This window comes from Amycolatopsis orientalis DSM 40040 = KCTC 9412 (genome assembly GCF_000478275.1).
GTDB lineage: Bacteria > Actinomycetota > Actinomycetes > Mycobacteriales > Pseudonocardiaceae > Amycolatopsis > Amycolatopsis orientalis.
This window is the reverse complement of the sequence record NZ_ASJB01000009.1, coordinates 1-21837: the sequence shown is the minus strand read 5'-3', so window position 1 is coordinate 21837 and position 21837 is coordinate 1. Positions and strand designations below refer to the sequence as shown.

Below are 21837 nucleotides of genomic sequence, written 5' to 3'. Positions count from 1 at the left end.
TGAATACTCTGTACCTTTGCCGGATCTTGCGCCAAGATCTTCCGCATGAAGCTGAGATCGATCACCAAACGCATGTTCGTTCTCGGGCTGCTGACGGTTCTCGGGACCACCGGGACCACGTCAGCGGCCACCGCCGACCCCCTCCCCGAGCCCTCGGACGTGAACGCGACCGGGCTGCCGCGCGGCGGCTGGGAACCGGTCGGCCCGAACAGCATCGGCGGACTGCTGGCCGTATCGCCCGCCGGGCTCGCGATGATGCAGCCGAGCCCGCCGGCGTTGTGGCTCTCCGGCGATCGCGGTGCCTCGTGGACCGCGCGCCGTGGACTGCCGCCGGAGACCGCCATCCAGGGATTCTTCGCCGATCCGGTGAACCCGGACCGGATGCTCGCGGTGGGCAACAAACCCGCCGGTGTGCAGGGCGAGTGGCGCGGCCTGCTGCTGGGCACCAGCGATCGCGGCCAGAGCTGGGAGACCCTGCGCGAGTGGTACCCCGACGGCGCGTTCGGCATGGCCACGGACCCGTCGGGCCGCGTCGTCGTGGTGCAGAACCTCGATTCGCTGAGCGTCAGCACCGACGGCGGTGTGCACTGGAACGACGTGCCGAGGACCTGGCCGCGGGAGGGGAACGCCGCGCCGGTCGGCGGGCTCAAGCTCATCCTGGTCGGCGACGACGCCTACTTCACGACGGTCTACCCGGAGTACGCCCTGTGGGGGGTCCGCGGGGTCAGCGGCAAGGAACCGAGGGCCGAACTCGTCTACCGGACCAACGGCGAGGTCGGACAGGTCGCTTCGGACGGCAAGCGGTTCGTGGTCACGGTCGGCCCCGAACTGCACGGCTCCAGCGACGGCGGCAGGACCTGGACGGTGCTGCGCCGCGATCCCGGCGGACAACCCCTGCGTGAACCGCATTTCGTCGGCGGCCGGCTATACGTCGCGACGTATAACGACATAGACGTCAGCGCGGACGGCGGACGTACCTGGACCCGCACGCCGGTGCCCGCCCCTGGCGAGGGCGTCAGCGACATGGCGGAACTCCCGGCCGTGGCGGGCAAACCCGCCACCACGCTGATCTCCTCGGTGTACCGGGGCGTGTACGCCGACGGCGGCAAGAGCGGCTACCGGCAGATCGGCGTACCCGGCGAATCCATTCGCGACCTCGTGACCAGCGGGAACCTGCTGCGCGAGAGCGTCGTCGCGGCCGGTGTGCAGGAGATCTACAACACCCCGTTGCCGCGCGGCAAGATCACCGCGGCGACCAGGGTGTGGCAGTCGCATCCCACCGACCGGCTGCACGAGGACGCGCGCCTGTCCGTCTCGCCCGCCCGCCCGGACGTCGTCTGGCAGGTCACCCGGAACGGGTTCGCGCTCGACGTGCTGCGCAGCGGCGACGGCGGCCGTAGCTGGCAGTTCGCGGCCAAGACACTGCAAGGTCTCCCGAGGACGATCCTGGCCCATCCGGCCGACCCGGACCGGCTCCTCGTGTCGGCCTTCGCCCCCAGCGGTTACGTGCTCTACCGCAGCGTCGACGCCGGAAAGACGTGGGAAAAGCTCCCCACCGACAACGGCTTCATCGCGTTCGCCGGGGATCCGTGGAACCCGAACCGCGTCTGGGGCGGGGATTTCGACGGCCTGTCCCGGTCCGACGACGGCGGCAAGACCTGGACCCACGTGTCGGACGAACCGGTCAGTTCGATCTCGGTGAGCCGCTGGGGCGGCGGCCGAGTTCTCGTCGGTGGGGCGGGTCTGCTGCTCAGCGAGGACAACGGCCGGACGTTCCGCCGGGTCCGTGACGGGGAGGATCCGCGCGAGATCAGCCGGATCCTGCCGCATCCGTTCGATTTCAGGGTCTGGTTCGCGGGCAGCTCGACCGGGGGAGGAGTGCTGCGCAGCACGGACTTCGGCCGCACCTGGTCGCCGATACCCGGCGCCCTTCCCGACGCCAGGGTGCTCTCCCTGACGACCAGTTCGGACGGCCGGTACCTGTTCGCCGGCACCGCGCAGTCCGGCGCCTACCGCCTGACGCTGTACTGAGCCGAGGCGCTTCGTGGCCGGGGAAAGTTCCGGCCACGAAGCGTTTACTCGGTCCACCGCCGGATGTCAGAGTCGAGGTCATGGCCATCGACGTCGCGGCCCTCCGGGCCCACTTCCCGTCCCTCGCCCACGGAACCGCCTTCTTCGACGGACCCGCGGGTACCCAGACACCCCGGCAGGTCGGCGACGCCATCGCCGGGACGCTGACCGGCCCGCTGTCGAACCGGGGCAAGGTCAGCCCGTCCGAACTCAACGCCGAGAACGCCGTCGCGGGCTTCCGGGCCGCGTACGCCGATTTCCTCGGCGTTCCGGCCGAAGGCGTCGTCCACGGCCGCAGCGCCACCCAGCTGACCTACGACTTTTCCCGCCACCTGGCCAAAGGCTGGCGCGAGGGCGATGAGATCGTCGTCAGCCGCCTCGACCACGACGCCAACGTCCGGCCCTGGGTCCAGGCCGCCGCGCGAGCCGGGACGACCGTCCGCTGGCTCGACATCGACCCCGGAACCACCGAACTCGACCTCGATTCCCTGGTGCTCACCGAACGGACGCGGCTGGTCGCGGTCACGGCGGCGTCCAACGTCCTCGGTACCAAACCGCCGATCCGCCGGATCGCCGATCTCGCCCACGACGCCGGGGCGCTGGTGTTCGTCGACGGCGTCCACTACGCCGCGCACGAGCTGGTGGACGTCCCCGCGCTCGGGGCGGACTTCTTCGTCTGCTCGCCGTACAAGTTCCTCGGCCCGCACTGCGGAGTGCTCGGCGCCTCGCCCGCCCTGCTGGAGGCCGTCGAACCGGACAAGCTCACGCCGTCGCCCGACACCGTGCCCGAACGGTTCGAATTCGGCACCCTCCCTTACGAGATCCTCGCCGGCGCGACGGCCGCGGTGGACTTCCTCGCCGGGATGGATCCCGGCGCGGGCGGGACACGGCGGGAACGGCTGACGAATTCGCTCGGCTCCCTGCACGACCACGAAACCTCGCTGCGGACCAGGCTGGAGAAGGAACTGGACGGCGCGATCACCGTCCACTGCAAGGCGGACGACCGGACCCCGACCCTGCTGATGAGCCTCGGTGGCCGCGAACGCGAGGCACAACGGCATCTCGCCGAACGGAAGGTCGTCGCCCCGGCGGGATCCTTCTACGCCTACGAGGTCTTCGCGGCCCTGAACCTGGAGGATCCGGCGCTCCGGGTCGGGCTCGCGCCCTACACCAGCGCCGAGGACGTCGACAGGTTGCTGGACGGGCTGTCGGCGTTCGTGTGAGGGCGGCCTCGTGAGTGGTAATGACGGTTAGAACCGTCATTACCACTCACGAGGGGCCGGACCAGCGCGCGACCAGCAGCCCCGCGTCCTCGGTGAATTCGGCGCCGCGGTGGGATTTCGCCGCCTGAAGCACGCGCCGGGTGATTTCGGCCGGGACGTTTCCGGCGTTGTCGTCCAGGCAGTCGGCGAACGCGAATCGTTCGCCGTCGCCGGTCCGTGCGGCGGAAAGGCCGTCGGTGTGCAGGACCAGGAGATCGCCGGGCCGCAGCCGGGCGGTCGCGATCTCACCGGGCGGCCCGGTGCCGAACGGCGGACGGCGGCCACCGTCCAAAGTGGTCTGTCCCTGCCCGCCGAGCACGAGCGGCGCTTCCCGTCCCGCGCCGAGGTAGCGGAGACCGCCGTCGGCGAGGTCCAGTTCCGCCAGCGTGCCGCGGACCGCCACGTCACCGAACTGCGCCGAAAGCGCTTTGTCGACAGCGGATTCCTGGCCGCGCAGATCCAGCCCCTCGCGGCGAGCGGATCGGTAGGCCGCCAGCGCCGCGGAGACCACCAGACCGCCGGACGCGGTGTCGCGCCCGGCGTCGAAGATCGCCAGCGACGCCGTCGTTTCGGAGAGGGCGTAGTCGAAGGTGACGCCGCGGACGTCGTAGGCGGGCTCGACACCGCCGGCCACCACGACGGTGTCCGTCGCCGCGGTCAGCGGGGGCAGGTTGTGCCAGAGCAACTCCGCGGCGGGACCGCGCCGTCGCTGCCGCCTCAGCACGTCGAGACCGTCGCCGTACCTCATCGCGGCGGCGATGAGGTGGCCCGACAGCGACGCGAGCCACCGACACTGGGTCCGCAGCGCAGGGTCATGGAGGTCGGCGTCCCCGCTTGCCGCGACTTCGAGGACGCCCATGCGCTCGTCGCCGTCCAGCAGCGTGGCCCACAGCCGCGGTCCCGCCGGCTCGTCGGTCACCATCGAGTCGGCGTGCTGATAGACGTGGCCCGCCGTACTGGTCTCGATGGCGAGCGGGACCCGGCCCGCCCCCGAGCCGCCCGAAACGGGGATGAGCTGCCGCTGGCCGTGGTCGGCGAGGTAGACGGCGATCTCGAGGTCCAGCGCCTGGCCCGCCGCGGCGATGATCGCGGGCAGCCGCTCCGGCGACGCCCGGTGAGCCCCGTGGAGGAGCCCCACCAGCGCGGCCAGGGGACCGCGTGGCCGGGTGTCCCCATCGGTACCGCCGCTGTAGGGCGCCCGGCGTCCCTCGGTGACCTCGTCGAGCCGTTCGTTGACCGCGTGGGCGACCATGTCCCGCTGGATCCTCGGCAGGTCCGCCAGTCCCCGCAGGAACGCGTCCAGTTCGAGTTCGCTGACGTCGCCGCCCAGTGCGAAATACCGCAGCCACAGCTCTTCCACGGTGAGCCCGGTCCGGGCGAAACACGCCGCGACGATCCGGCGCTGCTCATCCGCCGGAAGTGAGGTCACGATGATCACCCCCGGGGTATCGACGACATGGCTCCGGGTACCAACCTGCGGCGGGAGCGAAACATGAACGGGTGCCTCGAATGGGTATGCGCTTCGGGACGGTCCGAGCCCGCTCCGTGCCAGGCAGGCGAAGCCGCGACGCCCGGAACGTGGGTCGCGGTAGGCGCGGCGATCGCATTCGGCTAAAGTCGGCTCCCGAAAGCGGTTCTGAGCGTTGAGAAGTTAGCGCCGATCCGCCGGTAACCGGGTTGGTTGCGGCGGTTGATGGTGCGCGCTCGGCGCCGGTTCCCGCCGGTGACTCCCGTGGTGCATCACGCCGATGTGCAGAAGTGGGAGAGGCGGGCTTTGGCCGATGAAATCGACTGGCAGCAGGACAAGAACCGATTCGTCGAGGATGTCGGCGACGGCGAACTGCCAGTGACCTCCGAAAACGGTGCCCGGCCCACCGCCGGGCCACTCGTGAACCAGTTCGTGGCGCTGACCAGGGCGTTGCTGGATTCCGGCTCGGTCGCGGCGGTCCTCGAGCGAGTGGTCTTCGCGACCCGTGACCTGGTACCGGGCGCCGATCTGGTGAGTGTCACCCTCCTCGATCCCGACGGCGCGTTCCACACGCCGGTGGGGACCGACGAGATCGCCGGTGAATTAGACCAATTGCAGTATCAGTACGGAGAGGGTGCCTGCGTCGAAGCCGCACGCGTTTCGGGACCGGCGGCGGCCTTCAGCGACAACCTCGCCGAAGACGCCCGCTGGCCGCGGTTCGGACCGGCCGCCGCGACGCTCGGTTTCCACTCCCTGGTGTCGACGGCTTTGCTGCCGGACGCGTCGAGTTCGCAGCTTTCGGGGGCGCTGAACGTCTACTCGCGAAGCCCGCACGGCATCGCGCGGGAGGACCGGGACGTGCTGTTGCTGCTGGCGACGCACGCGTCGCTGGCCCTGGCGACCACCCACGCGGTCACCCGCGGCCAGCTCCAGGAGGAGCAGCTCCAGCAGGCGCTGGACAGCAGGGACGCGATCGGGCAGGCCAAGGGCATCCTGATGGCGCGGCGCGGGATCGACGCCGCGGAGGCGTTCGAAGTGCTGCGGCACACGTCGCAGAACATGAACGTCAAACTCCGGGAGCTGGCGGAGATGCTGTCCAAGCGGCATACGGAACTGCACCTGCCCGACTGAGCGATCAGGCGCCACTACGATCGTGATCATGGGATCCGACGAGCTGGAGTTGTCGCGGACGTACCGGTGGCGGGGCCGTTCGGTGGCGTGGGAACGCCTCGGCGAGGGCGCCCCGGTGGTGCTGTGCCACGGGACACCGTGGTCGGCGCAACTGTGGGGGCCCTTCGCGCGGGCGCTCAGCAAGGAGTTCGCCGTCCACGTCTGGGACATGCCGGGGTACGGCCGGTCGTCGAAAGAACCCGGTCACGCCGTCGATCTCGGGACGCAGGGCGAGCTTTTCGCCGATCTGCTCGGACATTGGGGACTGACGGCCCCGCACGTGATCTCCCACGATTACGGCGGGGCCGTTTCCCTGCGCGCGAAGCTGTTGCACGGCGCCGAATACGCCTCACTCGCGCTGGTGGACGTCGTCGCGCTGCGGCCGTGGGGCTCGGAGTTCTTCCGGCTCGTCGCGGAGAACGCCGAGGTGTTCCAGGCGCAGCCGCCGGCGGTGCACCGCGGGGCGCTGGAGTCCTATATCGGGACGGCCTCCCATCGTGGTCTCACCGGCGCGCAACTGGCCACGCTGACCGGTCCTTGGCTGGACAGCGCCGGGCAACAGGCCTTCTACCGGCAGATCGCCGAAGCGGACGTGCGGTACACCGACGAGATCCAGGACCGCTATCCCGAACTCGCGCTGCCGGTGAAAGTGATCTGGGGTGCGGACGACACGTGGATCCCGGTGGACCGGGCGGAACGGCTCGCGAACGCGATTCCGGGCGCCCTGCTGGACGTCATCCCGGGCGCCGGGCACCTGATCCAGTACGACGCGCCGGTCGAACTGGCTTTCTCCCTCCATCGCTGGCTCACCGTGGAAGTGGGCCGGTGGGGACCCGGCGGGAGCGGACGCCGAAACGCCGGTTGAAGATCGACATCGTTTCCTTGAAATATTAGAAATCGTCTACGTGATATCCGGCGACGTAGGCGTTCGAAAGCAGTGCACCGTGACATTCCGCGCTCGACGGCCCGAATCCGAGCGGGACCCAATGGCCGACGGTGTACCAATAGGACGATCCCGACGAGCAGTGGGCGACCACCCGGTAGGTCTGTGACGGATGGGGCAGGGAAAAGCAGGTCAAGGAGATGCCCTCGCCGAAGAGGAGCCCATAGCGGCCGCTGTCGCAGCCGTAGGGCGGGAACTGGCTGTCCGTCGCCGCGGAGGCCGGTGAGCCGGCCAGGATACCGGCCGCCGAAAAGGCGGCCATGACTAAAGCGGCGATTTTCTTCTTCATTGCTTTCTCCCGGGGATCGTTCCCAATGGAAAGCTCAGATTAGCCGCACGGAAGAATTGTCGTGAATTCATCGGGCAGGTGAAAAGAGAACGCGTGCGGTGAACCACACTGCTCCATAAGAGCGTCCCCCGCCCCCCTTCTGAGTTCGCCCGTTCCCCTTTTGGCCTAGTGCCGCCGGTATTGCGCCGGGGAGGTGATCGTGCCCCGGTCCTCATAGGACCCCGGCCTGCCGCGGTCGACGTGGAACGTGGTCAGGGTGCTCACCGGCGAACGCGGGTCGCGCCGGTCGCCGATCACCCGCATCTGCGTGCTCCAGCGGCGCGGGGTGACCTCGTAGACGTCGTAGCCGTACCGGTTGCCCTCGAAGTACTTGAGGTGCGGGTTCGCCGCGCCCAGCTTCGGCCCGTTCGTGGCGTTCCATTCGGGGGAGTAGGCGCCGGAGGAGACCGAGTGCGCGGTGAACTCGGTCCCGATCACCGGGGTCGCCGGATCGTCGAAGTCCGGGCGGATGTCGTCGACGAACGCGGAATGCCAGTCGCCGGTGATCACCACGAAGTCTTCGAGGCCGCTCTGGGCGACGTGGGTCAGCACCTCCTTCCGTTCGGCGAGGAAGCCGTCCCACTGATCGGTGAACATGTACCCGTCGCCGCCCGGTTTCGCCAGCTGGCTCAGCATGATCGAGTTCACCCAGCAGTGCCACGCCTCGCCGGCCCCGGTCACCTGATCCTTGAGCCATGTCTTCTGATCCGCGCCGAGGATCGTGCCGTCGGGCAGGTTCTGCGCCGACCGGTACTGCCGAAGGTCCAAAATGGACAGATCAAGCAGGTCGCCCCAGCTCCGCCGCCGGTGGATCCTCGGCGACGTGGGGTGGTCCGGCCGCACCGGCATATGCTCGAACCACGCCTGGTACGCCGCCGACCGCCGCGCCCGCAGCGCGGGAGTGGTACCGCTGTAGTCGTTGACGACCTCGTGATCGTCCCAGGTGATGAACCACGGATGGGCCGCGTGGGCGTCGCGCAGCGAGGGGTCGGACTTGTAGAGCGCGTGCCGCCGCCGGTACGACGGCAGGGTCAGCACCTCGGGTCCCTCGTGGTCGCGCAGCGGGTTCCCGCCGACCTGACCGTGTTCGTAGACGTAGTCGCCGAGGTGGACGACGAAATCCAGCTCCTCCCGCGCGATCCCGGCGTGCGCCGCGTAGAACCCGTCGTGGAACGCCTGGCAGTTCGCCGAAGCGAACCGCACCCGCCGGACCGGGCCGACCGGGGCGGTGCGGGTGCGGCCGATCCGGCTGACCTTGCCGAGCGCCTGGAAGCGGTAGTAATACTGCGCGCCCGGTTCCAGCCCGGACACCGGGACGTGCACGCTGTGCCCGAGCCCGGCGGTGGCCGCCACGGTCCCGCGCGCCACGCGGCGGCGGAAGGCGCGGTCGGTGGCGACCTCCCAGCCGACCTCGACGGTGTCGGCCAGCGGCTGCTCGAACTCCATCGGTTTCGGCGCGAGCCGCGTCCAGAGCGCGACCCCGTGCGGGACCGGGTCACCGGACGCGACCCCGAGGGTGAACGGCGCCTCGTCCCAGGTCGCGCCCAGCTGTGCCGCGGCCTCCTCCGCCTGCGCGACGGTCATCCGTGAACTCAACGGCCAGGCCAGTCCCAGCGCGCCGGCGGTGGCGGCGCCTCGCAACAGATCCCGGCGGTTGACGGACATCGGTGGTCTCCTCGGGGTCGGCGGATCGCTCTCCGACACCGAACACGGCCAAGATGGCCGGAGGTGAACGCCCGGGAGAACTCTTGTCAGACCGTGATGACGACCTTGCCGCGGGTGTGTCCCTCGCTCACGTGACGGATCGCGTCCGGCACCTCGGCCAGGGAGTAGGTCCGGTCGACGACCGGGTTCAGCTTCCCCGCCTCGATGAGCGCGCGCAGCGTCTCGAGATCGTCCCGGTTCTCCGTGGAGAACAGGCCGCGGAGCCGGTGTTTCACGAACGGGCCGAGGAGCAGCGCCCGCAGGTTACGGCCGACCGGCCCGAGCCATTTTCCCCCGCTTTCGCCCCCGACGATCACCAGAGTGCCTTGCGGGGTAAGGGATTTACGCAACAGGTTCAGCGGCCGGTTCCCCGCGGTGTCGATGATGAGGTCGTAACCGCCGCCGAACTCCTCACGTGTGTAGTCGAACACCGTTTCCGCGCCGAGCGACCGGACGAACTCCACCTTGCCGGTGCCGCACACGCCGTCGACCTTCGCGCCGAACGCCTTGGCGATCTGCACCGCGTAGGTGCCCACGCCGCCGCCCGCCCCGATGACGAGGACCTTCTGCCGGGGCGCGACCCCGCCCCGGTCCCGAACCGCGTGCAGGGCGGTGAACGCGGAAATCGGGACCGCCGCGGCCTCCGCGAAACCGAGCCGTTCGGGTTTCCGCGCGATCTTGTCCACTGTGGTCAGTGCGTACTCGGCGAAGGATCCTTGGCAGGTACCGAAAACCTCGTCACCGGCCCGGAACTCCGTCACGTTCCCGCCGACCGCGTGCACGACGCCGGCGAAGTCCAGCCCGCGGACGCGGGCCTTCGGTCTGCGGAAGCCGAATCCCATCAACCGTACGAGATAGGGCGTCCCTTCCATGAGGTGCCAGGTACCGGGATCGACGCCTGCCGCGCGGATCCGGACGACCACGCCGTCCGGCCCCGCTTCGGGTTCCGGCAGATCGGTCAGCCGGAGGATGTCCGTGGTGCCGTACTCATTCTGGACGATCGCCTTCATGGCGGCCTCTTTCCTAGTCTGGGTACTGGAAAACGTCGTCGAGCCCGACGCCGAACACCCTGGCGATCTGGAAGGCCATCTCCAGGGACGGCGAATAGCGCCCCTGTTCGATGGCGATGACCGTCTGGCGCGTGACGCCGATCCGGTCCGCGAGTTCGGCCTGCGTCATCTCGCCACTGGCGAACCGAAGGGTGCGGATGGAGTTCGTGACCTTGGTCGGTTTCACCATGCCTGGAAACCCTGGCGGTACGCGGAGATCTTCGCGAGCGAGCCGAGCAGGGACGACAGGACGAAGGCGAAGTACACGGTGTTGGCGATCCAGAAGTGGTCCAGTTCGGCCATCGCCATGACGAGCGCCGCGATGCCGCCGATCACGACGAACGACTGCCCGGCATGTTCGCCGAACCGGCCGATCTCGCGGTCTCGCTGGTCCTTGCGGCCCGCGTCCCGCGGCGAGGCGGGCGCCGCGGCGATGTGCAGCACGATCGAGGCCACGATGGCCGCCCCGACCGTCCACAGCAACGGTGCCACGTAAGGGACATCGACGAGGGGGCCGGAGCCCGCCCGGCCGAGGACGACGAACAGGTAGACCGCGTAGGCGCAGAGCGTGACCACCGCCACGATCCAAGCGCGTTTCTCTTCCAGTGCCACGAGAACCAAAGTAAAGAATTTTGAACACCATGTCAAACATGCTTTACATCGGTGCTCCGGCGAAGTCGCATCATTGCTGGCGCGTGCGGGGTTCGGTATCGGCGATCAGTGGCGCGTGAAGGCCCCCTTCCCTCGGCTCAGCCGAGGGAAGGGGGCCTTCACGCGCTTCGTCAGGCTCCGGCGAGGGTCTCTTCGAGGGTCGATCGATGGGTCGGCTTCGCCTCTTCATAGCGACGGCGGCCTTCATCGGTCACGACGACGAAGATGCCGCGCCGGTCCGACTCGCACAGCGCGCGCTGGACGAGCCCTTCCCGTTCGAGGCGGGCGACCAGGCGCGACGTGGCGCTCTGGCTCAGGTGGACGACTTCGGTCAGATCGGCCGCCCGGCACTTGCCGACGACGCAGTTCACCAGTCGTTCCAGCGCTTCGAACTCGGTGACGCCGAGGCCATGGCGCTCTTGGAGGCGGCACTCGAGCAGGCCGAAGACCGCCGCATGCCGTGCGGACAGGGTGTGCCACTCCTGCAGCAGGTCTTGCTCGGCGACGTCGCTCACGCGGCCCAATATAGCATGCGCGTGAATTTTATGCAAAGACATTAAATGCACTTGCATTAGATGCGTGTGCATGTAGTGTACGGATCATGAGTTCTTCCGTGCAGCTGTCCACCAGCTCGACAAGGTGGGACGCGCGCCTCTGGGGTGTCCTGCTCACCGTGTCCACCGTCGTCGGACTCGACGCGCTCGACGTGTCGATGGTCGGCGTCGCCCTCCCGTCCATCCAGGCCGAACTCGGCCTCTCCACCAGCGCCCTGCAATGGATCGTCAGCGGCTATGTCCTCGGCTACGGCGGTCTTCTGCTCCTCGGCGGTCGCACCGCCGATCTGCTCGGCAGGCGCCGGGTCTTCCTCGTCGCCGTCGCGGTCTTCGCGCTCGCTTCGCTGCTCGGCGGCATCGTCGACGACGGCGCGCTGCTGATCGCCACCCGGTTCATCAAGGGTCTCGCCGCCGCGTTCACCGCGCCTGCCGCGTTGTCCATCATCACCACGACCTTCCAGGAAGGCCCCGCCCGCAACCGGGCGATCAGCATCTTCGCCGTGTTCGGTGCCAGCGGGTACTCCGCGGGCCTCGTCTTCTCCGGCCTGCTGACCGAAGTCGGCTGGCGCTGGACGTTCTTGCTGCCGGTGCCGATCGCGCTCGCCGCGTTCGCCGCCGCGGTCAAGCTGATCCCGTCCTACCGGCCGGAGACCGCCGGTGGCTACGACTTCCCCGGCGCGATCACCGGAGCGGCCGGTTCGCTCCTGCTGGTCTTCGCCGTGGTCGAGGCACCGGAGATCGGCTGGGCCGCGCCGCGGACGCTGATCTCGTTCGCCCTCGCGCTCGCGCTGCTGGTCACCTTCGTGTTCATCGAGAAGCGCAGCAAGCACCCGCTGCTCCGCCTCGGCATCCTGCGCTCGGGCCCGCTGGCCCGCGCCAACCTCGGCGGCGCGACGTTCTTCGGCGCCTACATCGGTTTCCAGTTCGTGGTCATGCTGTACCTGCAGACCGTGCTGGGCTGGTCCGCGCTGCAGACCGCGCTCGGATTCCTGCCTGCCGCGCTGATCGTGGCCTTCGGTTCACCCAGGATCGAGCCGCTGATCGACCGCCTCGGCACCCCGCGCACGATCCTCGCCGGCGTCGTCGCCCACGTCATCGGCTACGCGCTGTTCCTGCGGATCGACGAGAGTTCCAGCTACGCCGGTTCGGTGCTGCCGAGCATGATCCTGCTGGGCGTCGGCTTCATGCTGGCGTTCTCCTCGCTGAACATCCAGGCGACCAACGGGATCTCCGACGACGAGCAGGGTCTCGCCGGCGGTCTGCTGAACACCTCGATCCAGGTCGGCGGCGCGATCGGCCTCGCCGTGGTGACCGCGGTCCTCACCGGGAACGCGGGAGGCGCCACCGGTCCGGCCGCGCTCCTCAACGGTCTGGCGCCCGCGCTGACGGTCGTCACCGGCATCGCCGTGATCAGTGTCCTGGTGGCGCTGTCCGGGGTCATCGGCCTGCGCAAGGCCGAAGCCCGCTCCGCCGTCGCCGAACCGGAGTTCGCCGCGGCCGAGTGATCCCCGCGCCGACGCCTGCGTGAAGGCCCCCTTCTCTCGGCCATGGTTTTGAGTGACCAGCCGAGGGAAGGGGGCCTTCACGCGCGTTCACCAGCGGATCGGCAGGGATTTGAGCCCGTTCTGGAAGTTCGACCGCAACCGCACCGGATCACCGGCGAGTTCGACCTCGCCGAGCAGGTCCAGTACCGCTTCGAACATCGCGCGCAGCTGCACCCTGGCGAGCTGGGCGCCGAGGCAGAAATGCGGGCCGTGCCCGAACGTCAGGTGGTCGTTGGGCGTGCGGCCGACGTCGAAGCGGTCCGGGTCCTCGAAGACGGACTCGTCACGGTTCGCGGCGGAGAACCAGACGACGACCTTGTCGCCCGCGCTGATGTCCACATCGGACAGCCGGACGTCTTCGGTCGCGGTCCGGCGGAAGTGCATGACCGGTGTCCACCAGCGCAACATCTCTTCCACCGCACCGGGAAGCAGTGAACGGTCGGCCAGCAGCCGCCGGTACTGCTCCGGATGCGACAGCAGGGCCAGCATCCCGCCGGGGATGCCGTTGCGCAGGGTTTCGTTGCCCGCCACGGAGAACAGCCAGAACAGATTCTCGAACTCGGCGAGCGAAACCCGGTCTTCACCGACGTGACCCATCAGGTTGCTCATCGCGTCGTCGCCGGGATTGCGCCGTTTGTACTCGCCGAGCGCGGTGGCGTACGCGTAGAGATCCGGCATCCCGGCGCGGGTGCGGGGATCGGGCATCGCGCCGTCCGGCCCCGGAACCGGCCGCACGGCCAGCGCCGCCCGCGCGAGATCGGTGACCTCGGCCGCGTCGACGGTCGCGCTCACCGCGTAGTCGGCGTCCTGGTAGCCGATCACGCGATTGCTCCAGTCGTACATCAGCCGCCGGTCCTGTTCGGGGATCCCGAAGACCTCGGCGAGCGTCAGGAGCGGGAGATCGGCCGCCACGGCGGCGAAATCGCAGTGACCGTCCGCGGCGACGCTCCCGATCAGCTCCCTCGCCCAGCCGTGGATCCGTTCCGTCAGCCTGCCGACCGCGCGCGGCGTGAACGCCTTGGTGAGCAGGCCCCGCAGCCGGGCGTGCTCGGGCGGATCCATGTTGAGCATCATCCGGCGGACATACCCGAGGTCCTGTTCGGTCGCCGGATCCCGGATCTGCGTTCCGCCGAGATACGAGGAGAACAGTCGCGGGTTCCGCAGCACGTACTTGACGTCCGCATGCCGCAGTACGGCCCAGAAATCGTCCACCCGCACGACCGGCGACTCCCGGCGCAGCGCCGCGAGGTGCTCGTACGGCACGCCCCGGGTGTATACGTCCGGATCGGTGATCACGGCTCCGACACTAGCCCGTCGAACAGCCGCGCAGGAGACGGGCTAGCCCGCGAGCCGGGGACTGCGGAAAGATCCGTCCGGTGGAAACGCTGAAGATGCGCACCGCCGGAACCGACGGACCCGCCGTGCTGCTGTTGCACGGCCTCGGCGCGACGGGCGCGGTCTGGGACGGCCTCATGGCCCAGCCGGGCTATCGCTGGCTGGCGCCCGATCTGCCCGGTCACGGAGGATCGGCGCGGTTGCCGCACTACTCGTTCGGCGGTTTGGCGGCGGCGGTCGCCGACGCGCTCCCGGAACGCGGTCCGGTGCTGGTGGTCGGCCATTCCCTGGGCGGGGTGGTCGGGCTCGCGCTGGCCAGTGGCTGGTTCGGCGTCAAGGTCGCCGGACTGCTCGCGGTCGGCGTCAAGGTCGAATGGAGCGAAGACGACCTCGCGAGGGCCGCCGCCATGGCGGCCAAACCGCCGCGGGTGTTCCCGGCCCGCGAGGACGCCGAACGTGCCTTCCTCAAGATCGCCGGACTGGTCGGCCTCGCGGACGCGGATCCCGACGGCGTGACCGAAACCGACGGCGGCTGGCGGCTGGCGCTCGACCCGCGCGCGTTCGCCGTCGGCGCCCCCGACATGCGCGGACTGCTCGGCGCGGCGCGCTGCCCGGTCGTCCTCGCCGCCGGGGAGCACGACCCGATGAGCCGCCCTGACCAGCTTCGCGCCCTGAGCCCGGACTCCGTCGTACTCCGGGGACTCGGCCACAACGCGCACGTCGAAGACCCGTCCGCGCTCCTGCCCTTCCCCCGGCATTTCGTCCTCTGAATGCGGTAGTTCGCCGTCGAACCACCGCATCCAGAGGACGAAACGCGGTAGTTGGCGACACGAACGACCGCATCCAGAGGACGAAACGCGAGGTGACTAGCGCCGGATCCGGCCGAGGACGGCGATGCCTTCGGCGATGTCACTCGCCGGGCTCGCCCCGTAGCCGAGGACGAGTCCCGGATTCATCGGCCGCTGGCAGTGCCACGACAGCGGCTGCACCTTCACGCCCTCCTCCAGCGCGGCGGCGGCGAAGTCGAGGTCGGAGAACTCGGCCTCGAAGGTGATCGTCAGATGCAGCCCGGCCGCCGCGCCGTGCACGACGGCGTCCGGGAGATGCGTCCGGAGCGCGTCGATCATGGCGTCCCGCCGCCGCCGATGCCGCTTGCGCACGAACCGCAGCTGCCGCTCCATCTCGCCGGACTCCATCAGATGCGCGAGCACCAGCTGGGGGAGGACGGCGTTGCCCAGGTCGGCGAACCGTTTGGCCGCGACCACCTCGTCCCGGTACCGCGGCGGCACCAGCATCCAGCCCACCCGGAGCGCGGGCGCGAGCCACTTCGACACGCTCCCCGCGTAACAGACCTGCTCGGCGAGCATCGAGCGGAGCGCGGGAACCGGCGGGCGGTCGTAGCGGTGCTCGGCGTCGTAGTCGTCCTCGATGATCAGCCCGCCGTCCGCGGCCCAGCGCATGAGTTCCCGGCGGCGTTCCCCACCGAGCACGACGCCGGTCGGGAACTGGTGCGCGGGCGTCAGCAGCACGGCGGGCGCGCCGCTGCGGACGAGTTCGGCGACGTCGATGCCTTCCTCGTCGACGCGGATCGGCGGCGTCGCCAGCCGCCGGTCGTGCAGATGCTGCCGCGCGCCCAGCGAACTCGGATCCTCGACGGCGATCTCGGAGATCCCGTTGTCGCACAGCACCTGGGCCAGCAACCCGAGGCCCTGCGCGACCCCGGCGACGATGAGGACGTCGTCGGCGTCCGCCGTGATGCCCCGGGTGCGCGCGATCCAGTGCGCGATGGCCAGCCGCAACGCGGGCGCGCCGCGCGGATCGCCGTAACCGAACGCCGCCGCTGACAGGTCGTTGAGCACGGTGCGTTCCGCGCGCAGCCAAGCCGTCCTCGGGAACGCCGTCAGATCCGGCACGCCGGGGGACAGGTCGATCCTCGCCGGGGTCGACCGCAGCGAGTCGAAGACGCCGATCCCGGGGGCGGGCTGGAAGATCGTGCCCGCGGACGGTGGCCCCGGTGCCGTCTGTTCCTTCGTCCTCGCCGGCGCGGCGACGACCACCGTGCCCGCCCGGCCGCGTCCGGCGACGTGGCCGTCTTCGACCAGCCGCTGGTAGGCCTCGGTGACCACGCCGCGCGAGACCCGCAGGTCGGCGGCCAGCGCCCTGGTCGCGGGCAGCCTGCTGCCGACCGGCAGGCGGCCGTCGGAGATGGCGTGCCGCAACCGCGACGCCAGCCAGTCCGACCGGCGCCCCGGTGGTGCGTCCCCGATGTCCAGCTGCAGGAAGTCCGAGCCCTCGGCAGTCACCTGATCATTGTGTCACTCGGGGTCGTAGGCGAGGTTCGGCCGCAGCCATTGCTCCATAGTGGACAGTTCGAGACCTCGTCGGGCGGCGTAGTCCTCGACCTGGTCCTTGCCCAGCCGTCCGACGGTGAAGTACCGCGAATCGGGGTGGGCGAAGATCAAGCCGCTGACGCTCGCCGCCGGCGTCATCGCGAAGGACTCGGTCAGCGACATCCCGAGACGGTCGGAGTCGAGCAGGTCGAACAGCTCCTGCTTCTCGCTGTGGTCCGGGCTCGCCGGATAGCCGAGCGCGGGACGGATGCCGCGGAACTTCTCGGCGTGCAGGTCCTCCAGCTTCGGCTGGGCGTCCGGCTCGAACCAGTCCCGCCGCGCCTGGAGGTGGATGTGCTCGGCGAACGCTTCGGCGAGCCTGTCCGCGAGCGCCTTCACCATGATCGCGCGGTAGTCGTCCTGCTTCGCCTCGAACTCGGCGGCGAAGTCCTCGGCGCCGAGGATGGTGACCGCGAAGCCACCGAGGTGGTCGCCCGCGCCCGCCGGGGCGATGTAGTCCGCCAGACACCGGTTCGGCCGGGACAGCGGCTTCTTCGTCTGCTGGCGCAGCATCGGGAACTTGACGCCCGACTCCAGGATGATGTCGTCGCCCTCGGAATGCGCCGGCCAGAACGCGTACGCGCCCTTGGCCTGGAACCGCTCCTCGGCGATGATCTGGTCCATCAGGGTGTTCGCGTCGTCGAACAGTTCCCGCGCCACCGGGTTCTCGAGGATCGCCGGGTACTTGCCCTTCAGCTCCCACGCCAGGAACAGGAAGGTCCAGTCGACCATCTCGCGCAGTTCGGTGAGGGTCGGCGAGACGTACCGGACACCGGTGAACGCGGGTGTCGGGATCTCGTCGAACGAGACCTTCTCCGGGTTTGCCCTCGCCTGCTCGACCGTCAGCAGCGGCGTCCGCTGCTTGTTCGCGTGCTGCTCACGCAGCTTCTCCTGGTCCTCGCGGTTCGCCTTGTCGAGGATCTCGGCGCGATCCGCGTCGAGCAGGTCACCGACCACGCCCACGACGCGCGAGGCGTCCAGGACGTGCACCGTCGTGCTTTCGTACGCGGGCGCGATACGGACCGCGGTGTGCTGGCGTGACGTGGTCGCGCCGCCGATCAGCAGCGGCAGTTTCAGGCCGCGCCGCTGCATTTCGGTGGCGACGTTGACCATCTCGTCGAGCGAGGGCGTGATCAGGCCGGAAAGACCGATGGCGTCGGCGCCCTCGGAGACGGCGGTGTCGAGGATGACCGAAGCCTGGACCATCACGCCGAGGTCGATCACCTCGTAGTTGTTGCAGCCCAGCACCACGCCGACGATGTTCTTGCCGATGTCGTGCACGTCGCCCTTGACCGTCGCCAGGACGACCTTTCCGTTGCCCTGGCGGGTTTCGACCCGGCCTTCGAGACGCGCCTTCTCCTTCTCGGCCTCCATGAACGGTTCGAGGTAGGCCACCGACCGCTTCATCACGCGCGCGCTCTTGACCACCTGCGGCAGGAACATCTTGCCGGAGCCGAACAGGTCACCGACGATCTTCATGCCGTCCATCAAGGGACCTTCGATGACCTCGAGCGGCTTCGGCAGCAGTTGCCGCGCCTCCTCGGTGTCCTCCTCGATGAAGTCGACGATGCCGTGCACCAGCGCGTGGCTGAGCCGTTCCGCGACCGGTTTGTCGCGCCAGGACAGGTCGACGACGCGCTGGGTTCCCTTGCCGTTGACCGTTTCCGCGAACGTGACCAGCCTGTCGGTGGCGTCCTCGCGGCGGTCGAAGAGCACGTCCTCGACCAGCTCCAGCAGATCCTTGGGGATGTCTTCGTAGACCGCGAGCTGCCCGGCGTTGACGATGCCCATGTCCAGCCCGGCCCGCACCGCGTGCAGGAGGAAGGCCGAGTGCATCGCCTCGCGCACGACGTTGTTGCCGCGGAAGGAGAACGACAGGTTCGAGATACCGCCGCTGATGTGCACCCCGGGGCAGCGTTCCTTGATCCGGGGCAGCGCGTCGATGAACGCCTTGGCGTACCCGTTGTGCTCGGAGATCCCGGTCGCGACCGCGAGCACGTTCGGGTCGAAGATGATGTCCTCGGCGGCGAAACCGGCCTTCTGTGTCAGAAGGTCGTAGGCACGCCCGCAGATCTCGACCTTGCGGTCGGCCGTGTCGGCCTGGCCCTGCTCATCGAAGGCCATCACGACCACGCCCGCGCCGTAGTCGCGGATACGCCGGGCCTGCTGGAGGAACTGCTCCTCGCCTTCCTTGAGGCTGATGGAGTTGACGACGCCCTTGCCCTGCACGCATTTCAGCCCGGCCTCGAGCACCGTCCAGCGCGAGCTGTCGATCATGATCGGCAGCCGGGCGACCTCGGGTTCGGTGGCGATGAGGTTGAGGAACGTGGTCATCGCCTGTTCGCTGTCGAGCAGGTCGGCGTCCATGTTGACGTCCAGCAGGTTCGCCCCGCCGCGGACCTGCTCCAGCGCGACGTCGACGGCGGCCTGATGGTCGTCGGCCTCGATCAGCTTGCGGAACTTGGCGGACCCGGTGACGTTGGTCCGCTCGCCGATCATGACGAACCCGGTGTCCTTGCCGATCTCGAACGGTTCGAGCCCGCTGAACCGGGTGTTCGCCCGCGGCTCGGGGACCACCCGCGGCGCCATCCCGCGCACCGCGTCGGCGATCTCCTTGATGTGCGCGGGAGTCGTGCCGCAGCAGCCGCCGACGACGTTGACCATCCCGGCCGTGGCGAAGTCTCCCAGCAGTCCGCCGGTCTCCTCGGGCGTCTGGTCGTAGCCACCGAAGGCGTTCGGCAGGCCCGCGTTGGGGTGGCAAGCGGTGTAGGTGCCCGCGAGGCGCGAGAGTTCGGCGATGTGCGGGCGCATCTCCTCGGCGCCCAGCGAACAGTTGACGCCGACCAGCAACGGATCCGCGTGCTCGATGGAACTCCAGAACGCCTCGACCGTCTGCCCGGACAGCGTCCGGCCGCTCAGGTCAACGATCGTGACCGAGATCCACAGCGGCAGATGCGGCGCGACGTCGCGCGCGGCGGAGATCGCGGCCTTGCAGTTGAGGGTGTCGAAGATCGTCTCGATCAGCAGCAGATCGACGCCGCCCTCGGCGAGCGCCTTGATCTGGTCGGCATACGCGGCGTACACCTCGTCGAAGGTCACCGCGCGGAACGCCGGGTCCTCGACCTTGGGCGACAGCGACAACGTGACGTTCAGCGGCCCGACCGACCCGGCGACGAACTTCCCGCCCGCCGCGTCCGCCGCCTGGCGCGCGATCTGGGCGCCGCGGAGGTTCATCTCGTACGCGAGATCCTCGAGCCCGTAATCCGCCTGGCCGATCGTGGTGGCGGTGAACGTGTTCGTGGTCGTGATGTCCGCGCCGGCCTCGAGATACTGGCGGTGGATGTCGAGGACGACGTCCGGCCGGGTGATGTTCAGCAGGTCGGGGTCGCCGGTGATGTCGCGGGGGTGATCCTGGAACCGCTCGGTGCGGTAATCCTCGGGTTTGAGACCGGCGTTCTGGAGCATCGACCCCCACGCGCCGTCGAGCACGACGATGCGCTCATCCAGCAGCTTTCGCAGGGCGGTCGTTTCCATCCAGCGCTCCTCCCATGTGGTGGGAGGCGCCCTTGCGATGAAGTCCGGGGCCGAGCGTGGCGGACCCGTGGTCCGTTGCAGCGCCTCTCGACCTTGCGGACGAGCTTACCGGACCCACACAAGGGCGCTTCGCCGGAATTACTCAGCCCCTGGCCAGAGCGGGTTCGGCTTCCCGAATCGTGGGATCGGGCGGGGTGGGATTGCTTCGTGCGTCCGATCGGGCTTTGCGCCGGCCGACCACCTTGCGGCCGAGGTCGATCATCGGTACCTCCACCCAGCGGTAGAGGACGTCGGAAACGATGAGGGCGACGACGGTCACGGCGACCGCGGTCAGCGTCCGGTGCGCGCCCAGCTGCGGGATCGACAACCCGACCACCGTCGCGGCCACCCCTTGCAGGAGGTACACCGAGTACGAGCGTTCGCCGATGAAGCGCATCGGAGGCGTCGAGAAGAGCCAGGCGATCGGGCCTCGCGGGATCAGCGAGGTGATGAACAGCGCCACCAGCACCGCGTACGTCGTGCCGCCGACCGTGCCGCCGTCCTGGAAGAAGGCTTCGATATCGGTCACGTGGGTCTGGAGCACGACGAGGGCAGCGAGCAGGACGAAGCTGGCGAAGGGGTGAGTGAAGACGCGAAGGACGGCGAAGCCCTTCCGGTAGTGCAGGCCGATGGCCAGCGCGCAGCCGATGATGATGGGTGAGTAGGCACCGGCGTACGGCATCACCGGGATCAGCGCGATCATCAGCGCGATCAGGCCGATCGCCAGGCCCAGGCGTTTCGGGAAGCTCAACGCGGCGATGCCGAAGGCCAGGAACGGCCAGACGAGGTAGAACTTCTGCTCGACCCCCAAGGTCCACGACTGACCGAAGGGCGCGTTGTGGGCGAACTCGTTCGTGAAGGTCAGGAAGTACGGCATCGCTCCGGAGAGCCCGCTGGAGGTGTACTGGCCGCGCAGATACGTGAACACCACGATGATGCCCAGAACTGCGAAATACACAGGCAGAATGCGGAAAGCGCGACGGATATAGAAGTCGGCGAGCGAGATCCTGCCGTTTCGGTCCTCTTCGCGGAGGGCCAGGGTGGTGATCAAAAAGCCGGAGAGGACGAAGAACAGGTGGACACCGATCCACCCGTTGGCCATGGCCCACGACGGTCCTCCGTAGTGGAACACCACCACGAGGAGCGCGGCGATCGCGCGCAACCCGTCGAGGGCCGGAAATCTCTTCGTCGCAAGATACTGCTCGTGAGTCATCATCACTGGACCCCCAGAAATGTCACCGGCTGTCTAACCGGCAAGGATGAGTCACTCTAAAGGGTGAAATGCTGGTTCCTGTGAGGGGGCTGTGTGTTCACTGTGCACGTCGACCGGCAACACGAAGGGTGATTGTTGGAGATTTTCCGGCTGAAGCGTTTTATTGCTCCGACATCGACTGAAAGCGGATAGCCGGTGGCGATCGACCACGAAGCGTGGTGCGTCGATGAGCCGCGGATGGCATCGATCGCCCGTGTGGCCACGGTCCACTGGGGTGGCGCCGCGGGCGCGCAGGTCTTGGTCCTGGGCCCGGAGCACGCCGAGATCCCGGGGCGATGGTCGGTCTTCGCGGCGGCTCACTCTCGCGGGGTGGAACTCGACGCCTTGGTGCTGCCGGTCGTCGCGTCCCGTAGGGCGACGACCTCGGCTCGGTCGATCGAGGCTCGACAGGGACTTCGGGGACGCTCATGATGTCCGGCTACTCGCTGAGCTTGGCTGTGCAGCGGAGCTATGGGATTTCTATTGAGAGGTAAGGCAAACGTGGCGTGATCGACTCGATGCCGTGAAGGTCCCCTTGCCTACC

General features: G+C 68.9%; 18 protein-coding genes. 7 read left to right on the top strand and 11 right to left on the bottom strand.

Annotation, left to right across the window (positions count from 1 at the left end; all coding sequences use genetic code 11):
• Positions 1-45 precede the first annotated feature (45 nt).
• Positions 46-2031, top strand: coding sequence for a beta propeller repeat protein (locus L324_RS01385; protein ID WP_037303476.1), 1986 nt, complete (start codon positions 46-48; stop codon positions 2029-2031).
• An 80-nt stretch (positions 2032-2111) separates the two neighbouring features.
• Entirely contained in the window at positions 2112-3293 is a 1182-nt protein-coding gene (locus L324_RS01380; protein WP_037303474.1) for a cysteine desulfurase-like protein, read from the top strand.
• Positions 3294-3339: 46 nt separating this feature from the next.
• On the opposite strand, the gene L324_RS01375 is transcribed toward L324_RS01380, so the two are convergent.
• Entirely contained in the window at positions 3340-4761 is a 1422-nt protein-coding gene (locus L324_RS01375) for a PP2C family protein-serine/threonine phosphatase (protein ID WP_235783376.1), read from the bottom strand.
• A 345-nt stretch (positions 4762-5106) separates the two neighbouring features.
• On the opposite strand from L324_RS01375, the gene L324_RS01370 reads away from it, so the two are divergent.
• Both L324_RS01370 and L324_RS01365 read left to right on the top strand, forming a co-directional pair.
• Positions 5107-5931, top strand: a complete 825-nt coding sequence (locus L324_RS01370; protein WP_438938436.1) for a GAF and ANTAR domain-containing protein — start codon at positions 5107-5109, stop codon at positions 5929-5931.
• Positions 5932-5959: 28 nt separating this feature from the next.
• Positions 5960-6835, top strand: a complete 876-nt coding sequence (locus tag L324_RS01365; RefSeq protein WP_037303472.1) for an alpha/beta fold hydrolase — start codon at positions 5960-5962, stop codon at positions 6833-6835.
• Positions 6836-6860: 25 nt separating this feature from the next.
• On the opposite strand, the gene L324_RS01360 is transcribed toward L324_RS01365, so the two are convergent.
• From L324_RS01360 to L324_RS01335, 6 genes are all read right to left on the bottom strand, one after another.
• Positions 6861-7202 carry a hypothetical protein gene (locus tag L324_RS01360; protein ID WP_037303471.1) on the bottom strand — a complete coding sequence of 114 codons (342 nt, stop codon included), beginning with the start codon at positions 7200-7202 and terminating at the stop codon, positions 6861-6863.
• Positions 7203-7367: 165 nt separating this feature from the next.
• Positions 7368-8906 (bottom strand): alkaline phosphatase D family protein, encoded by a 1539-nt coding sequence (locus L324_RS01355; RefSeq protein WP_037303470.1) that lies wholly within the window; start codon positions 8904-8906, stop codon positions 7368-7370.
• 86 nt (positions 8907-8992) lie between these two features.
• Positions 8993-9955 carry an NAD(P)-dependent alcohol dehydrogenase gene (locus L324_RS01350; RefSeq protein ID WP_037303469.1) on the bottom strand — a complete coding sequence of 321 codons (963 nt, stop codon included), beginning with the start codon at positions 9953-9955 and terminating at the stop codon, positions 8993-8995.
• A 13-nt stretch (positions 9956-9968) separates the two neighbouring features.
• The gene (locus L324_RS01345) at positions 9969-10184 is read right to left on the bottom strand and encodes a helix-turn-helix transcriptional regulator (protein ID WP_037303468.1); all 216 of its coding nucleotides are present in this window, start codon (positions 10182-10184) and stop codon (positions 9969-9971) included.
• On the bottom strand, positions 10178-10606 hold the full coding sequence (locus L324_RS01340; protein ID WP_037303467.1) for a hypothetical protein: 429 nt from the start codon (positions 10604-10606) through the stop codon (positions 10178-10180). The genes L324_RS01345 and L324_RS01340 overlap by 7 nt, the downstream gene beginning before the upstream one ends.
• A gap of 170 nt (positions 10607-10776) precedes the next feature.
• Positions 10777-11160, bottom strand: coding sequence for a MarR family winged helix-turn-helix transcriptional regulator (locus tag L324_RS01335; RefSeq protein ID WP_037303466.1), 384 nt, complete (start codon positions 11158-11160; stop codon positions 10777-10779).
• Positions 11161-11246: 86 nt separating this feature from the next.
• Between L324_RS01335 and L324_RS01330 the strand changes: the two genes are divergently transcribed.
• On the top strand, positions 11247-12704 hold the full coding sequence (locus L324_RS01330; protein WP_037303465.1) for an MFS transporter: 1458 nt from the start codon (positions 11247-11249) through the stop codon (positions 12702-12704).
• Between the two features lie 87 nt (positions 12705-12791).
• Here L324_RS01330 and L324_RS01325 read toward each other — a convergent pair whose 3' ends face one another.
• Positions 12792-14039, bottom strand: coding sequence for a cytochrome P450 (locus L324_RS01325; RefSeq protein ID WP_037303464.1), 1248 nt, complete (start codon positions 14037-14039; stop codon positions 12792-12794).
• 80 nt (positions 14040-14119) lie between these two features.
• Here L324_RS01325 and L324_RS01320 point away from each other — a divergent pair, with 80 nt between their 5' ends.
• Positions 14120-14848: an alpha/beta fold hydrolase gene (locus L324_RS01320; RefSeq protein WP_037303463.1), complete on the top strand. Its 729-nt coding sequence runs from the start codon at positions 14120-14122 to the stop codon at positions 14846-14848.
• A gap of 96 nt (positions 14849-14944) precedes the next feature.
• On the opposite strand, the gene pdxR is transcribed toward L324_RS01320, so the two are convergent.
• The 3 genes from pdxR to L324_RS01305 all read right to left on the bottom strand — a co-directional run bounded on the left by pdxR (position 14945) and on the right by L324_RS01305 (position 21257).
• A complete protein-coding gene (pdxR, locus tag L324_RS01315; protein WP_037303462.1) occupies positions 14945-16381 on the bottom strand; it encodes a MocR-like pyridoxine biosynthesis transcription factor PdxR in 1437 nt (478 codons plus the stop codon).
• Between the two features lie 12 nt (positions 16382-16393).
• The gene (gene metH, locus L324_RS01310; RefSeq protein ID WP_037303461.1) at positions 16394-20002 is read right to left on the bottom strand and encodes a methionine synthase; all 3609 of its coding nucleotides are present in this window, start codon (positions 20000-20002) and stop codon (positions 16394-16396) included.
• A 142-nt stretch (positions 20003-20144) separates the two neighbouring features.
• Complete coding sequence (locus L324_RS01305; RefSeq protein WP_037303459.1) at positions 20145-21257, bottom strand: acyltransferase family protein; 1113 nt, start codon at positions 21255-21257, stop codon at positions 20145-20147.
• Between the two features lie 234 nt (positions 21258-21491).
• Between L324_RS01305 and L324_RS01300 the strand changes: the two genes are divergently transcribed.
• The gene (locus L324_RS01300; protein WP_152546664.1) at positions 21492-21725 is read left to right on the top strand and encodes a hypothetical protein; all 234 of its coding nucleotides are present in this window, start codon (positions 21492-21494) and stop codon (positions 21723-21725) included.
• Positions 21726-21837 lie beyond the last annotated feature (112 nt).